16 protein-coding genes are annotated in these 14,180 nt (G+C 73.0%); 4 read left to right on the top strand and 12 right to left on the bottom strand.

What is annotated here, in order from left to right; all coding sequences use genetic code 11:
• Positions 1-113: 113 nt before the first annotated feature.
• The 10 genes from ACFU5G_RS16445 to soxR all read right to left on the bottom strand — a co-directional run bounded on the left by ACFU5G_RS16445 (position 114) and on the right by soxR (position 7,296).
• Positions 114-542, bottom strand: a complete 429-nt coding sequence (locus tag ACFU5G_RS16445) for an ArsR/SmtB family transcription factor (protein ID WP_377246709.1) — start codon at positions 540-542, stop codon at positions 114-116.
• Positions 536-1,009 (bottom strand): SRPBCC domain-containing protein, encoded by a 474-nt coding sequence (locus ACFU5G_RS16440; RefSeq protein ID WP_377246706.1) that lies wholly within the window; start codon positions 1,007-1,009, stop codon positions 536-538. The genes ACFU5G_RS16445 and ACFU5G_RS16440 overlap by 7 nt, the downstream gene beginning before the upstream one ends.
• A 206-nt stretch (positions 1,010-1,215) precedes the next feature.
• Positions 1,216-2,478 carry an MFS transporter gene (locus tag ACFU5G_RS16435; protein ID WP_377246703.1) on the bottom strand — a complete coding sequence of 421 codons (1,263 nt, stop codon included), beginning with the start codon at positions 2,476-2,478 and terminating at the stop codon, positions 1,216-1,218.
• A gap of 37 nt (positions 2,479-2,515) precedes the next feature.
• On the bottom strand, positions 2,516-2,932 hold the full coding sequence (nusB, locus tag ACFU5G_RS16430) for a transcription antitermination factor NusB (protein WP_377246700.1): 417 nt from the start codon (positions 2,930-2,932) through the stop codon (positions 2,516-2,518).
• A gap of 131 nt (positions 2,933-3,063) precedes the next feature.
• Positions 3,064-3,627 carry an elongation factor P gene (gene efp, locus ACFU5G_RS16425; RefSeq protein WP_020015415.1) on the bottom strand — a complete coding sequence of 188 codons (564 nt, stop codon included), beginning with the start codon at positions 3,625-3,627 and terminating at the stop codon, positions 3,064-3,066.
• A gap of 114 nt (positions 3,628-3,741) precedes the next feature.
• Complete coding sequence (locus ACFU5G_RS16420; protein WP_377246697.1) at positions 3,742-4,500, bottom strand: hypothetical protein; 759 nt, start codon at positions 4,498-4,500, stop codon at positions 3,742-3,744.
• 28 nt (positions 4,501-4,528) lie between these two features.
• Positions 4,529-5,323, bottom strand: a complete 795-nt coding sequence (locus tag ACFU5G_RS16415; RefSeq protein WP_377246694.1) for a hypothetical protein — start codon at positions 5,321-5,323, stop codon at positions 4,529-4,531.
• Positions 5,324-5,468: 145 nt separating this feature from the next.
• Positions 5,469-5,942, bottom strand: a complete 474-nt coding sequence (locus tag ACFU5G_RS16410; protein WP_377246691.1) for a type II 3-dehydroquinate dehydratase — start codon at positions 5,940-5,942, stop codon at positions 5,469-5,471.
• 76 nt (positions 5,943-6,018) lie between these two features.
• The gene (locus ACFU5G_RS16405) at positions 6,019-6,606 is read right to left on the bottom strand and encodes a hypothetical protein (RefSeq protein WP_377246688.1); all 588 of its coding nucleotides are present in this window, start codon (positions 6,604-6,606) and stop codon (positions 6,019-6,021) included.
• A gap of 201 nt (positions 6,607-6,807) precedes the next feature.
• On the bottom strand, positions 6,808-7,296 hold the full coding sequence (soxR, locus tag ACFU5G_RS16400; protein WP_377246685.1) for a redox-sensitive transcriptional activator SoxR: 489 nt from the start codon (positions 7,294-7,296) through the stop codon (positions 6,808-6,810).
• 156 nt (positions 7,297-7,452) lie between these two features.
• On the opposite strand from soxR, the gene ACFU5G_RS16395 reads away from it, so the two are divergent.
• Complete coding sequence (locus ACFU5G_RS16395) at positions 7,453-8,625, top strand: alcohol dehydrogenase catalytic domain-containing protein (protein ID WP_377246682.1); 1,173 nt, start codon at positions 7,453-7,455, stop codon at positions 8,623-8,625.
• The gene (locus tag ACFU5G_RS16390; protein WP_377246679.1) at positions 8,622-10,007 is read left to right on the top strand and encodes an MFS transporter; all 1,386 of its coding nucleotides are present in this window, start codon (positions 8,622-8,624) and stop codon (positions 10,005-10,007) included. The genes ACFU5G_RS16395 and ACFU5G_RS16390 overlap by 4 nt, the downstream gene beginning before the upstream one ends.
• Before the next feature lie 170 nt (positions 10,008-10,177).
• Here the strand turns inward: ACFU5G_RS16390 and ACFU5G_RS16385 are convergent, their stop codons facing one another.
• Positions 10,178-11,947 (bottom strand): DUF222 domain-containing protein, encoded by a 1,770-nt coding sequence (locus ACFU5G_RS16385; RefSeq protein ID WP_377246676.1) that lies wholly within the window; start codon positions 11,945-11,947, stop codon positions 10,178-10,180.
• Between the two features lie 114 nt (positions 11,948-12,061).
• On the opposite strand from ACFU5G_RS16385, the gene ACFU5G_RS16380 reads away from it, so the two are divergent.
• A complete protein-coding gene (locus tag ACFU5G_RS16380) occupies positions 12,062-12,418 on the top strand; it encodes an iron chaperone (protein ID WP_377246673.1) in 357 nt (118 codons plus the stop codon).
• Between the two features lie 44 nt (positions 12,419-12,462).
• On the opposite strand, the gene ACFU5G_RS16375 is transcribed toward ACFU5G_RS16380, so the two are convergent.
• The gene (locus ACFU5G_RS16375) at positions 12,463-12,831 is read right to left on the bottom strand and encodes a DUF2568 domain-containing protein (RefSeq protein WP_377246670.1); all 369 of its coding nucleotides are present in this window, start codon (positions 12,829-12,831) and stop codon (positions 12,463-12,465) included.
• 140 nt (positions 12,832-12,971) lie between these two features.
• On the opposite strand from ACFU5G_RS16375, the gene ACFU5G_RS16370 reads away from it, so the two are divergent.
• Positions 12,972-14,180: sigma-70 family RNA polymerase sigma factor (locus tag ACFU5G_RS16370; RefSeq protein ID WP_377246667.1), on the top strand; the 1,209-nt coding region annotated here is incomplete at its 3' end.

Below are 14,180 nucleotides of genomic sequence, written 5' to 3'. Positions count from 1 at the left end.
AGGGAGTCTGACAGCCACCACCTTAACCCGCTCCACCGGGGCGAGATGCCGAGGTCACGACCCGCCGGAAGGGGCGTTGCTCACACCGGCGCACGCGGCGCCGGTGCGGCACCTCAGTCGCGCTCCAGCTTCTCCGCGATACCCGCGATGCGACCCAGGCGGGCCTCCCACGCGTCCCCGATGCGCTCGAGCCGGCGGCCCAGCGCGGTCAGCTCGGCGCCGAGGGCGCGGTAGCGCCGCTCCCGGCCCACGGACCACGACTCGACCAGCCCGGCGGCCTCCAGCACGACAAGATGCTTGGCGATCGCCTGCCGCGTCACCGGCAGCCGGGCGGCGAGGGCGGAGGCGGTCAGGCCGGAAGCAGGGTCGGCGGGGGTCGGGCCGGAACCGGGGTCCGCGGCGGTAAGGCCGGAGGCGGAGCCGACGGCGTCGCCTGCGGGCTCCCCGCCCGACAGCGCCTCGAGCACGGCCCAGCGGGTCTCGTCCCCGAGCGCCGCGAACGCGGCGACGGGTGAAGCCGAAGCCGGTGCGCCGGTCACCACGACCGCGACTCGACGTACGCGACGAGCTCGTCCAGCTCGACGTCCCAGCCCTCGCGGTTGCCGTCGAGCGCGGCGCGGACGGCGTCGTCGGTGGCGCCGGTGAAGCCGGTCTCGTGCACCGTGAGGTAGGTGCCGTCGCCGTCGGGCTCCAGGGTGAACGTGGCCTCGGTCATCCGGTCGGGGTCCTCCGCGGACTGTCCCCAGCGGTAGGCGAGCACGCGGCCCTGCTCCACCCGGGTGACCTCGAAGGCGAACCAGCCGTAGCCCTCGAAGTGCAGCCGGCCCTTGGTGCCGGACGCGAGCGGGCCGCCGTCCTCGGTCTCGCAGCCGTCCCCGAACCAGCCGGCGACGTGCTCGGGCTCGGAGATGGCGCGCCACACGGCGTCCGGGCCGGCCGCGACCCGGACGGTGCGGGTGACCGAGCGCTCGGCGACGTCGACGGTGGCGCGGGGCTGAGTGGTGGTCATGATGTCCTCCGGAGCGACGAGCGACTTGACGCAACCATTTGGTTGCACTTCTACGATGCACTCTCGACCGGAGATGCGCAACCTTTTGGTTGCATCAGATCGCACGAGGACTGTCGCGCGGGGACTACGCAGAACCGCTGGTCCTGGCCCAGCAACTAGTCCTGCAGCAGCGCTGGTCCCGCAGCACCGCTAGTCCCGCAGCACCGCTAGTCCCGCAGCACCGCCGTCGCCAGGCCCGCCGCGATCGCTACCAGGGCCAGCACCATCCCGACCGTGCCCGGCCAGCCCGCCAACGCGAAGCCGACCCCGCCGAGCCAGCCGAACAGGCTGGAGCCCGCGTAGTAGGCGAGGTTGTAGACGGCCGCCGCCTGGGTGCGCGCCTCGGGGGCCGCGACCGGCGTCCACCCGCTGGCCACGGCGTGCGCGCCGAAGAAACCGGCGGTCAGCACGACGAGCCCCGCCAGCACGAGCGGCAGCCAGGCCGACAGCGTGGCCACCACGCCGAGCGCCATCACCGCCGTCGAGACGATCAGCACGCGACGCCGCCCGTGCCGCACCACGAGCAGCCCCGTCCGGGCCGACGACCACGTGCCTGCCAGGTACGCGAGGAACACGAGGCTGACCACGCCCGGCGACAGGCCGAACGGGGCGGCGGCCAGCCGGAAGCCCAGGTAGTTGTAGATCGCGACGAACCCGCCCATGAGCAGCAGTCCCTGGGCGTCCAGCACGAGCAGGCGCGGGCTGAGCAGCGCCCGGAGCCGCCCGGGGCGACGAAAGCGACCGGCCCCGGCCCTGTCCCCCGCGGCCGTGGCGTCGGCACGATCCCCGGCGACGCCGCCGGACGCCGTCGTGCCCCCGAACGTCGCCGCCCGCGGCCCGCGGTCCCGGGGCGCGAGCCAGACGAAGACGCCCGTCGCGACCAGGCAGGCCACCGCGACGGCGCCCACGCCGGCCCGCCAGCCGAACATCTCGGCGACGCCGCCCGAGACGATGCGTCCGAGCAGCCCGCCCATCGACGTACCCGCGACGTACGTCCCGGCCGCGCGGGGCACCGCCGACGCCGCACCCGAGGCGATCAGCATCTCGGTCAGGTAGGCCATGGCGACGGCGGGCACGCCCGCGACGAACAGCCCCTCGACGGCCCGCCCGGCCACGAGCAGCTCGAACGACGACGCGAACGGCACCGCGAGGCCGAGGGTGGTGGCACCGAGCATGGCGACGGTCATCGCCCGGACGCGCCCGATGCGGTCGGCGACCCACGCCCAGGGCAGCACGCCCACGGCCAGGCCCAGGGTCGCGGTGGAGACGAGCAGCGCCGTCGCGGAGGCCGACGTCGCGAGCTCGCGGGCGGCGTCGGGCAGGACGGACTGCGGCGCGTAGAGCTGCGCGAAAGCAGCGGTCCCGGCGCCGAACAGTGCGACGAGCAGACGTCGCTCGTCGAACCGTGCGGCACCGGGACCGGTGCTCACAGTGCGTACAGGCCCATGGGCCGGCGTGCTTGCCGGCTCACGCCAGCAGGGTCGGCTTCAGGTCCTTGACCCGGCCGAGCAGACCGTTCACGAAGGCCGGGGAGTCGTCCGTGGACAGGTCGCCCGCGAGGTCGACCGCCTCGTCGAGCGCGACGGCGTCGGGCACGTCGTCGTTGAAGAGGACTTCCCAGGAGCCGATCCGCAGCAGGGCGCGGTCGACGGCGGGCATCCGGTCCAGCGTCCAGCCCTGCGAGTAGGTCTCCAGCACCTCGTCGATGCGGTCGCGGTGCGCGACCACGCCCTCCACGATGTCGACCGCGTACTGCGGCACGGCCGCCTCGGTGTGCGGCCGGGCCACACGGTCGGCGAGGAGCGTCAGCGGGTCGATGCCTCGCTGCTCCGCCTCGAAGAGGATGTCGGCGGCGCGCTTGCGCGCCTTGGTGCGTGCGCCCATGGTCTCTCTCTGCTACGAAACTCGACTGCTGAACTGTCAGCGGCTGAACTGTCAGCGACTGAACTCTCAGCGACTGATGTCAGCGGCTGAGCTGCGGCGCGGCGGACCCTTCCGGGCCCGCCGCAGGTGGGTCACTCGGAGACGCGACCGAGGTAGTCGCCCGTGCGGGTGTCGACCTTGACCTTGACGCCCTGCTCGAGGAACAGCGGGACCTGGATCTCCGCGCCCGTCTCGAGGGTCGCCGGCTTGGTGCCACCCGTGGAGCGGTCGCCCTGCAGGCCCGGCTCGGTGTAGGTGATCTCCAGGACCACGGACGCCGGCAGCTCGATGTAGAGCGGGGTGCCGTCGTTCGAGGCGAGCATGACGCTCATGCCCTCGAGCATGTAGTCCTTGGCGTCACCCACGGTCGCCGCCGACACGTTGATCTGGTCGTACGTGTCGTTGTCCATGAAGACGAAGTCCTCGCCGTCCATGTACAGGTACTGGAAGTCGCGGCGGTCCACGTTGGCCGTCTCGACCTTGATGCCCGCGTTGAACGTCTTGTCGACGACCTTGCCGGACAGCACGTTCTTCATCTTCGTGCGGACGAACGCTCCACCCTTGCCCGGCTTGACATGCTGGAACTCGATGACGGACCAGAGGTTGCCGTCGATGCGGAGCACGGTGCCGTTCTTGATGTCGTTGGAGGTAGCCACGTTCGTCTTCCTGTGTCGGGTGAAGGGTGTACCCCGGGGCGCGCCGACGAGAGGCCGGCGGCTGGGGTGATCAAGCGAGGTGTCAAGCAGCAGCGGTCAAGTCTACCGGACCGGTCAGAGGACGAGCGCATTCAGCACGACGAGTCCCAGCAGACCGATGGCGACCGACCAGATCAACGAGGCGAGCGTACCCACGACGAACCGCTCCGACGCGACGGGCTGGTCGCGCAGCTCCGCGTACCGCCCGAGGCCCTTGATGGCGATCACGATCGCGATGCCGTACGGGTAGCCGGCCAGGAGGGACCCCGTGATCGCCAGGCGTTCCAGGACGCCGAGCCACGCCCCGCCGCGCAGGATCGCGACGGCGTCCGGGTGCATCGTGCCGGTGGGCGACTCCTCGCCGTCGGGCACCTGTCCGGCGGGGTTCGCGCCGGGCTTGTCGGCGCCGGGCTTGTCGGCACCAGACTTTCCGGCACCAGACTTGCCGGAACCAGGGAGCATCGCGCCGGACGCGCCCGTGGCGGCGGCGCTGTCGGAGCCGGAGCTCTTCTCGGCGGTGCCCCCGGTGCCGTCGGTGCCAGGGGTGCCTTCGGTGCCAGCGGTTGCTGAGCCTTCGCCGGCACCCTCACCCCCGGCGCCTTCTCCCCCGGCGCCCTCGCCCGCGGCACCCTCGCCTTCCCCGGCCTCCAGGGCCTGCGGGTACACCGGCGGCTTGTAGCGCGCCCACGGGAGGTCTCCCCGGCCGGCGCGGCGCAACACCCACGGCACCACCCAGGAGCCCACGATCACGCTGAGCGCCAGCGTGATCAACCAGGTCGCGATCGCGGCGACCCACTGCCAGCCGTCGATGTAGTCCAGCATCTCCCAGGTCACGGCGTGACGTTCCCCTCAGCTCTGCGCGTCAGCTCTTGGCGCGCTTCTTCGTGGTGCTCCGGACAGCAGGCTCGGCAGGCTCCGGGCCCACCGACCCGCTCAGCTCGGCGAGGAGCCGCACCACCACCGGTCGCACCGCTTCCTCCTCCTGCCAGAGGGCCGCGCGGACCCGCTGGCTCACCGCCTGCTCACTGACGTGCAAGGACTGGGCGACGATCCTTTGTCGTCCCGGTTTGTCCGCCAGCGAGGCGAGCGTATCGGCGACCTCCCACCCTTGGGGAGTACGGCGCGCGCGAATCGCCGCGAGAAGGCGGAGCAGGGCCTCGACCTCGGCGGCCAGGTCGGGCCGGGACGGCTCGGAGGACGTCTCGCCGGGCTCTGCGGTCACGGGCTCCGCGGTCACGGACTCCGCGGTCACGGACTCCGCGGTCACGAGGTCCCCCGCCCCGGGCGGGGGTCCCTCCACGGCGACCGAGGTGCCCCGCCCGCGGGTCTTGGCGCGCTCGACGGCGTCACGGGCGCGGTAGAAGGCAAAGCCCCGCGCCTCGCGCGACACCGCGGGCAGCGGACCCTCGACCTGGCCGACGCCGATGCCGACGCTCCAGCCCTGGTCCCGCAGCAGGTGCAGGGTCAGGTCGACGGCGAGCTGCGCGCCCGCGCGACCGGGCGCCAGGATGCCCTGCACCTCGTCGCCGACCGTGCGCTCGAACCGCACGACGACGCCGTCGCGGCCGCGCGTCAGGTCCGCGAGCTCCGCGAGGACCTCGGGGACCCGGTCGTCCGCGTAGGTCGAGCCCCGCTGGTCGATGGTCAGCACGATCATGGCTTAAGTGTAAAGACTTGAGGTATGTGATTCAAGGCTATGGCCTTGATCAGTACTGCTTAAGCCTGAGAACTTGACTGCCACGAATCAACGCGGAGCACTGCTCCCTCAGCTTCTACTCCGCCAGCTCCCACTCCCTGGGCCTCTACTCCCCCGGCTTCCCCGCCGTCAGCTTCGCCGCGATCGCCGACAGCGCCAGCCGGTACGAGTCGAACCCGAAGCCCGCGACCGTGCCCGTCGCGATCCCGGCCACCACCGAGTAGTGCCGGAACGACTCACGCGTCGCGGGGTTCGAGAGGTGCACCTCGACCAGCAGCAGCCCCGCCGTGGTGACCTGCGCGGCGGCGTCACGCAGCGCGTACGAGTAGTGCGTGAACGCCGCGGGGTTCAGCACGACGTGTGCCTCGGCGTCGACCGCCTCGTGCAGCCAGCCGACGATCTCGGACTCGTTGTCCGTCTGCCGCACCTCGACCGCCAGGCCCAGCTCCGCGCCCCACTCCCCGGAGGCGACCTTCAGGTCGGCCATCGAGGCATGCCCGTAGATCTCGGGCTCACGAACACCGAGCCGGCCGAGATTGGGACCGTTGAGCACCAGGACGCTGGGCAGTGCAGAAGCCATGGCCGCGAGCCTAGTGGTCAGCGGGTCGGGGTGCCGTCGTATCTCACGCTCTGCCTCTGACCCCTGCCCCTGCCGCTCAGACCTTGCCGCTGCCGTGCACGATCCGGTGCCCGCCCGTCGCCTCGGCGATCCAGTCGTACACCTCGGGCCGCAGCTCGTCCCAGCTCCAGAACGTGAACCCGAGGCAGGCCAGGGCGGCGTCGTCGGCCGACCACTCCGTCACCGGGGCCGCGGCTCCGCACGTTCGGCACTCCAGGTCGGCCGCATCGCCGTCGCGCCAGGTGGCCGCCGCGTCGAAGAACCAGGCCAGCCCGTCCTCGTCCGAGCAGGTGGGGCCGAACTCCTCGGGCGGCCCGAAGAACGACCGGCGCACCGCGCACCTGGGACAGGTCACGGCGTCGACGCCACCCCGCCCGCCGTCGTACACCTCGCGACCCGTGCCCACCGCCATGCCCCACGGCGCCTCCCCCGAGACGGACGTGGCCACGGTGTCCGCCCAGGCGGGACCCGGCAGGTGACCGACGCCGCCGAGCGCAGCCGCCCCGGAGACCTCCCGCAGCAGCACCCCGCGCGCGACGAGCGCGTCCACCACCCGACGCCCCAGCTCCGGAGCCTCGGCCTCGGTCGCGTCCAGGTCGGCGACCCACTCGAAGTACGTACCCACGTGTCTCCCTCGGCTGCTGCGCGCAAGTTCCTGCGCACCGGTTCCCGTGCGCAGGTCCGGACAGGTCGTCGTCCGGCGTGCCGCACGCTACCCGGGACCACTGACACAGGGCCCAGGACACAGGGCCCACGACACCGGATGACACCGGGCCCAGGACGCAGTGCCCATGACACAGGGCCGAGGAAATACCGCGTCGGAGCCTCAGGCGCCGTCCGGGTCCAGCCCGTCCACCAGGAGGGTGCGCGGACCGGGCCCGGCCTCGGCGAGCTCGTCGTGCGGGTTGGTGAGCGTGCACCGGCGCAGCGAGAGACAGCCGCAGCCGATGCAGTCGGTGAGGTGGTCGCGCAGCCGGGACAGCTGCTCGATCCGCGCGTCGAGGTCGTCGTGCCAGGCCTGCGAGATGCGGCGCCAGTCCTTGGCGGTGGGCGTCCGGTCGCCGGGCAGGGTGGCGAGCGCGGCGCCGATGTCGGCGAGCGGGATCCCGACCCGCTGGGACACCCGGATGAACGCGACCCGCCGCAGCGTCTCGCGCCGGTACCGCCGCTGGTTCCCGGAGGTCCGCCGGCTCGTGATCAGGCCCTTGCGCTCGTAGAAGTGCAGCGCGGACACCGCCACGCCGCTCCGGGTGGCGAGGTCACCGACCGTCAGCTCGTCTCGGTCCCACGGGACGGCGGGGTTGGGCGCTTCCATGTCTGGCCTCCACGACTCACGACTACGTTGGTGCTCAGGGCTTGGTGCTCAGGGCTTGGTGCTCAGGGCTTGGTGCTCGGCTTGGTGCGAAGGCCCGGCGGCCGACGGGGTGCCGGCTGTTGACCTCAACTTTGGTTCAGGTTAAAGGATGAGCGCATGGACGCGATCAGACACCACACCTTCGGACCGCCGGAGGTCCTTCAGCTCGAGCAGATCCCGGACCCCACCCCCGGCCCCGGCGAGGTGCTCGTCGACGCGGTCGCGCACGGGGTGCACCTCCTGGACACCAGCCTCCGGCGCGGCGAGGCGGGCCCGCCGCTCCCCCTGCCCAGCCTCCCGACGGTCCCCGGACGGGAGCTCGCGGGCACCGTCGCCGCCGTCGGCCCCGGGGTCGACGACGCGTGGGTCGGCCGGCCCGTGGCGGCGCACCTCGGCCCGGTGCCCGACGGCGGCGGGTACGCCAGGCGCGTCGTCGTCGGCGCGGACAAGCTGCACGCCCTGCCCGACGGGGCCGATGGCACTCCCCTCGACCCGGCCGACGCGATCACGATGATCGGCACCGGCCGGATGGCCGTCTACACGCTCGACATCGCGGCGGTGACGGCGGACGACGTCGTCGTCGTGACCGGCGCCGCGGGCGGGCTCGGCACGCTGTTCGTGCAGGAGGCGCTGCGCACAGGCGCGCGCGTCGTCGCGCTCGCCGGCGGGGCAGCGAAGCTGTGGGTGCTGCGCGAGCTGCTCGACGGCCAGGCGCAGGGCCAGTTGCAGGGCCAGGTGCATGTTCAGGCGCGGCCCGGAACCGACCGGCTGACCCTGGTCGACTACTCCGCCCCCGGCTGGCTGGACGAGGCACGGGCGGCGCTCGGTGCCTCCGGGGCGACCCTCGTGTTCGACGGCGTGGGCGGAGACCTCGGGACGGCGGCGACGAGTCTGCTGCGCGGGTCTGACGGCGCCGGTGCGGGCTCGGGCGCGGTGCAGGGCGCGGTGCAGGGCGCGGTGCCGGGCGCGGTGCCGGGCGCGGTGCCGGGCGCAGGGCAGGGCACGGCGCCCGGCCGGCTCGTCGCGTACGGCTTGGCCTCCGGCACGGCCAACCGGTACACGTCCTGGGCGGAGGCCGACCGGATCGAGTCCCCCGTCGAGGTGCGCTACGCCGTCGGGCCGGACGCGCCGCCGATGGGCGACCAGCGGCCGTACCAGGAGCGCGCACTGGCCCTGGCGGCGTCGGGCCGCTGGCGGGTGGCGACGCACCGCGTGCCGTTCGCGGAGGCCGCACGAGCTCACCGCGAGCTCGAGGAGCGCCGCACCACCGGCAAGGTGGTGCTGGTGTGACCGCGGAGGTGTCAGCAGAACAGCCGGCCTCGCAGCCGGGCACACAGTTCGGCCCGGAGCCGGGCGCCCAGCCGGGCACGCCGGACGGCGCACAGCCCGGCGCTCTGAGTGCCGGCGGACAGCGCCTCGTGCTGATCGGGATGGTCGCGCTCTGCTCCCTCGGTGCGTTCGAGGCCCTGGCCGTGGCGACGGCGATGCCCACCATCGCCGTCGACCTGGACGGGCTGCGGCACTACACGTTCGCCTTCGCCGTGGTCTTCGCCACCAGCGTGGTCGGCATGCTCACCGCGGGACGCTGGTGCGACCGCACCGGGCCGACGCCGGCGATGTGGACCGGCGTGGCGCTCTTCGTCGTCGGGCTCGTCGTGGCCGGGACCGCGACCGGGATGGGCGCCCTGATCGCGGGGCGCGCGGTCCAGGGTGTCGGGAGCGGGCTGTTCGGCGTCGCGCTGTACGTGCTGGTGGCCCGCGTGTTCGCCGCCGAACGACGCCCCGCCGTGTTCTCGGCGTTCGCCGCCGCGTGGGTGGTCCCCGCGATCGTGGGGCCGGGACTGGCCGGGCTCGTCGTCGACCACCTGGGCTGGCGCTGGGTCTTCCTCGGCGCCGCGGCGCTCACGATCCCGGCGGCGATCCTGATGCGCCCGGGGCTGACGGCCGCGCGCGGGGAGGGACCCACGGCCGGGGAGGGTGCCGCCGAAACCGGTGCGGCGCCGCAGGACCCCGGGAACGATCAGGCCGAGCGTCCCGTGGCGCACGCGCTGCACCTGGCCCTGGCCGTGCTGCGCGCGGGACGCGGCCTGCCCGCCGTCGTGTCGGTGCGGGCATTGGTGTCGGCGGCCTTCACGGGCGCCGAGGTGCTGCTCCCGCTGCTCCTCGTCCACGAACGGCAGCTGAGCCCCGGCGGCGCCGGACTGATCCTCACCGTGGGGGCGCTCGGCTGGTCCGGCGCGTCGTGGGTGCGCGGACGCAACCTGCTCCACCTGAGCCACGCCGGATACGTACGGCTGGGCGGCGGGCTGCTCGCCCTCGGCATGGTCGGCGCGGCCCTGCTCGTGCTGCCGGACGTGCCGGCGGGCGTCGGGATGGCGTTCTGGGTGCTCTCGGGCAGCGGAATGGGCCTGGTGTACCCGACGCTGTCGGTCCTCACGCTCGAGCTGGCGCCGCCGCACGAGCACGGGTCGGCCTCGTCGGCCCTCCAGGTGGCCGACGCCGTCGCGGCCGCCATCGCGTCCTCCGCCACGGGCGCGCTGCTGTGGGCTCTGTACGACGTCGCGGGCCTGCCCGCGTACGCGGTCGTGCTGGGGCTCACGGGGCTGCTGGCTGCTGCAGCCTTGGCGCTGGCCGGACGGACGCAGGTCCGGTCGGGAGCCGTGACGCCCTGACCAACCACGCGCGTGTTGGAGCAAGGATGTCGAGCACCGTGCAGCGACGGCCGGTCCAGGCAGTCGTGGGCTAGAGACAGACCCGAGCTCCAGACGTCGGCGCGCACCTCGTCGACCGGCCGTAGCCGCGGCTTCGATAGCGGCGGTTACGGCCGGGCCGCGTGTGCGGTTCATGCGGCTACGGCCGGTGGTGTGCCGGTCGGGTCGTCGGGCAAGCTGTAGCCCGGGTTTGGTTCGAGGGGTTCGGGCAGGGCGATGCGGTGCCCGCGGGCATCGGTGAAGGCCCACCCCGTCTCCAGCAGCATCTCCGCTGTCGTGGTGGTGGGTTTGTCTGCCCAGTGCATCGTGATGCCCCGGGTGTCGACCAGCTGATGATGGAACCAGCACAACAACGCACTGTTCGACACCGACGTGTCGCCACCATCGGCCCAGTGCGTGACCGCGTGATGCACCTCGCACCGCGACGGCGGCTGATCACACCCCGGGAAGACGCAATGCCCATCCCGGGCGATCACCGCACGACGCATCTGCCCCGAGACAGTCCGCCGCGCGCGTCCCACATCCAGGACCGCACCATCGGGGCCGAACACGATCCGCGTCACCGCACTGTCACACGCCAGCCTGCGCAACAGACCGCGCGGGATCCGGCTACCGGACTCGGTAAAGACCGCACCACCCGAACCCAACAAGCCGGCGGCGGAACCCGTCGTCGCGGTGACGTCCGCGATCCGAGCCGGCGCGACGCCCCGTCCCGGGGTGCCCTGCCCGCAGGACAGACACAGCCCGTCCCGGGTCCGCGTGACCTGGGTGACCAGCTCCGACCAGGACACCGTCACGTTCAGGTGCGGCGCGATCGCCGCACCCGGGGAGACCAGGTTCGCGTCCAGGGTCAGGCGGGCCAGGTCCGCCAGGCCCTGCGCGCGACGCTGCCCCGGGGACCGGTCATCCCCCGCCGCCGGCGCACCGATCAATGCGGTGACCGCCGTGGAGAGCAGCAGGCCGTGCTCGTCGGTCAGGAAGCCCGCCACGTGGTACCCGCCCAGGGTCTTGGACACGTCCAGGAACTCGCCCTGGGCGGCCTTGTCGTCCTGCACGTCGTCGGTGTCCGGGTCGGTCACCGACGCGAACCGGCGCGCCACGACCCGGAACTGGTCCGCGTTCAACACACCTGCTTCGCGCAGGACCAGGCCCTCACCGGTGACCAGGGTTCCGTCCGTGATCGCGGTCTCCAGCACGCTCGTGATCGCCTCGCGGGTGCGGGTGCCGTCCGGGTCCTCGGACGGGTCCGGTAGGTCCACCGCGACGGTCTGGACGAACTGTTCCGGGGTGGTGGGTTCGCCGGTGCGGGTATCGACCAGCCACGCCAACGCGTCCTGCCGCGTCTGGCTCGTCGGGGCGACCTCGCTCATCACGCGGGCATGATCCGCGCCCAGGGTGCCCGCGACCAGCCGCTCCCGCGTCACCGGCAGGGCCTGGGCCAGGCGCCGCGCGGTCGTCACGTCCTTGCGGGCCGTGGACGCCGCGACCCCTTCACGCAGGCGGAGCCAGGACGTGAAGGTGCGGGACATGCCGCCACTGCGCCAGGAACCGTCGTCCTCGATCCGAGACAGCACCGTCAAACGCACACCCTCCAGGCGGCCGGTCACTGTGCGGACCCGCGTGTGGGCCTGCATCAACCTCGTGATCGACGGCGCGGCCCAACCCTCGAGGACCTCCGGGGCGATCAGGTCGGCTAGTTCCCCGACCGCGGCCTCGATCCGGTCCAGCACGGCCTCCAACGACGCCCCAACACCTCCAGCACCTCCAGCAGCACCGCCAACAGTCGGGGGCACACCCTCCGGACCCGCTCCGCTCGCCGACTCCATCGATGCCACCCCCCTTGCCCTCGTCGTTCGCCTGACACCATTGTCTCGAACATTCATACGCACCGCGAGGGACATTTGAAATCTGTGGATAACTCTTCGACGTCGTCGCCGCGGGAACCACCAGCCTCAGGGCGCACCCGGGCGCCGTCAGCCCTCGCGGAACCCGTCGGACCTGGCGAGGCTGTGGTCATGGACGAGTTCACCGAGTACATCGCCGGCCTGGACGGTCCGGCCAAGGACGCCGTCGAGCACGTGCGGACCCGCGCACTCGAGCTCGTGCCTGACGCCGACGAGGGCATGAGCTACGGCATGGCCGCCCTGCGCTACCGCGGCAGCCCGCTCATCTCGGCGCGCGCCACCGCGAAGCACATCGGGCTCTACCCGTTCAGCCCGCCCGCGATCGACGCGCTCGCACCCGACCTGGACGGCTTCTCGACGTCGAAGGGCACCGTCCGGTTCACACCGGACAACCCGCTGCCCGACGACGTCCTGGACCGCCTCGTCCTGTTCCGGCGCGACGAGATCGATGCCATGCGGTCGCGCTGACGACGCCCGCCGGCCCAACGCGTTCCGGCCCAGCGCGTTCCGGCTCAGCGCTCCCGGGCTGCGCCCTCGGGCTCCAGGACGCTGGGCGTGCCGCGGGTCAGCCACAGCACCACCCGGTCGACGGCCCACAGGACCGCGAGCGCCGGTCCGGCGAAGTGGGCACCGGCGAGCCAGCACAGGTACCCGACGCCGCCGAAGAGGATCGCCTCCAGGAGGACCTGCGACCACGGCGGGATCGCCACGACAGCCTTCGGCGAGAGGAACGTCGCCCAGAGCGCGATGACGCTGACCGGCGCGAGCAGGACGACGGCGGCGCGCCATCCGCCGTCGGCCAGGGTCCAGGCGGCGTAGCCGGCTGCGGCGGCCAGGGCGAGCTCAAGGAGAAAGCGCACGAGGAGCGCGGTTGTTCTCACGCGCGCAAGAGTACGGACCGCACCGGGGCGGGCAACACGAATAGCTCCCGTCAGACGTGAGGACGACGCCGATCCCGATCCCGCTGTCACGTTTCGCGCGGCTGTCCCGTCATGGGGGCATGACGCGAGAGCATGTCCGCATGACGGATCCCCAGGCCTCGCCAGGCCGCCCGACAGGTACGGACGAACCGGAGCCCCAGCAGACGGAGCAGCCCGGTGCGCCTCAGCCCGGTCCGCCGCAGCCCGCCCCACCCCAGCCCGGCGCGTCGTTCCTGGACGACGCCGCGCTGGAGCGCCTCCGTCCGCTGTCGTTCACGGTGGCGTACCGGATGCTCGGCAGCGTCGCCGAGGCGGAGGACGTGGTGCAGGAGGCGCTGACGCGTGTCTCCCAGGCACCCGACGTGCGCAACCCGGACGCGTTCGTCACCACGGTCACCACGCGGATCGCCATCGACGTGCTGCGCTCGGCGCGGGTCCGGCGGGAGTCGTACGTGGGTGAGTGGCTGCCCGAGCCGCTGGTCGGCGCGGTGCCGTACCTCCCGGTGGCGATGGGCGTTCCCGCGCCCGACGTCGCGAGGCACGCCGAGCTTGCCGACGACCTCTCGACCGCGTTCCTGGTGCTGCTGGAGACCCTCACCCCCACCGAGCGGGCGGCGTTCCTGCTGCACGACGTGCTCGGCTTTCCGCACAGCGAGGCCGCCGGGGTGATCGGCACCAGCGAGGTCGCGGCGCGGCAGCTGGCATCGCGTGCCCGACGCCGGATCGCGGCGAGCGCCCCGGCCCGCGTCCCGGCCGCGACGGAGACCCGGACACGGGCCCACGCACAGGCACAGGCACCCACGCAGACACAGACACAGACCCAGACCGCCTCACCGCGCAGCACCACGGACCGGGCTCGGGCCGAGCAGCTCGTGTCCCGGTTCCTGGCCGCGTGCGAGGAGGGTGCGGTGGACTCGTTCCTCGAGCTGCTGACCGAGGACGTCGTGCTCACGGGCGACGGCGGCGGGAACGTGCCGCAGGGCATGTCGATCGTCCGGCCGGTCGCCGGACGGGTGACGGTCGCCCGCATGCTGGCTTCCTTCATCAGCCGGGGCGCGCCGCTCCACTTCGAGCGCGCGCTCGTGGGCGGCGAGCCGGGTCTCCTCATCGTGGCGGACGACGCCGTGGGCGGTGGCCTGATCGGCACCTGGTCGTTCGAGGTGTCGGACGGTCTGCTCTCGGGCATCCGCGGGGTTATCAACCCGCGCAAGCTCGGGCACCTGGGGCCGCTCGCGGACCTCGACCGGCTTCAGGCCGCTCTCCGGAGCGCGCTGGAGGCCCGGACCGCGGCCCGGCGCGCCGCAGCGCAC

The sequence above is a fragment of the Promicromonospora sp. NPDC057488 genome, assembly GCF_042802395.1.
Taxonomy (GTDB): domain Bacteria; phylum Actinomycetota; class Actinomycetes; order Actinomycetales; family Cellulomonadaceae; genus Promicromonospora.
The sequence above is the reverse complement of the archived record's forward strand: the minus strand, read 5'-3'. Positions and strand labels throughout refer to the sequence as shown.

Excerpts from the sequence above, each read along its gene's own strand:
- ACFU5G_RS16380 (WP_377246673.1), top strand. The coding sequence starts at position 12,062 with ATGGACGAGTTCACCGAGTACATCGCCGGCCTGGACGGTCCGGCCAAG.
- ACFU5G_RS16440 (WP_377246706.1), bottom strand. The coding sequence starts at position 1,009 with ATGACCACCACTCAGCCCCGCGCCACCGTCGACGTCGCCGAGCGCTCG.
- ACFU5G_RS16410 (WP_377246691.1), bottom strand. The coding sequence starts at position 5,942 with ATGGCTTCTGCACTGCCCAGCGTCCTGGTGCTCAACGGTCCCAATCTC.
- ACFU5G_RS16395 (WP_377246682.1), top strand. The coding sequence starts at position 7,453 with ATGGACGCGATCAGACACCACACCTTCGGACCGCCGGAGGTCCTTCAG.
- ACFU5G_RS16415 (WP_377246694.1), bottom strand. The coding sequence starts at position 5,323 with ATGATCGTGCTGACCATCGACCAGCGGGGCTCGACCTACGCGGACGAC.
- ACFU5G_RS16385 (WP_377246676.1), bottom strand. The coding sequence starts at position 11,947 with ATGTCCCTCGCGGTGCGTATGAATGTTCGAGACAATGGTGTCAGGCGA.
- nusB (WP_377246700.1), bottom strand. The coding sequence starts at position 2,932 with ATGGGCGCACGCACCAAGGCGCGCAAGCGCGCCGCCGACATCCTCTTC.
- soxR (WP_377246685.1), bottom strand. The coding sequence starts at position 7,296 with ATGGAAGCGCCCAACCCCGCCGTCCCGTGGGACCGAGACGAGCTGACG.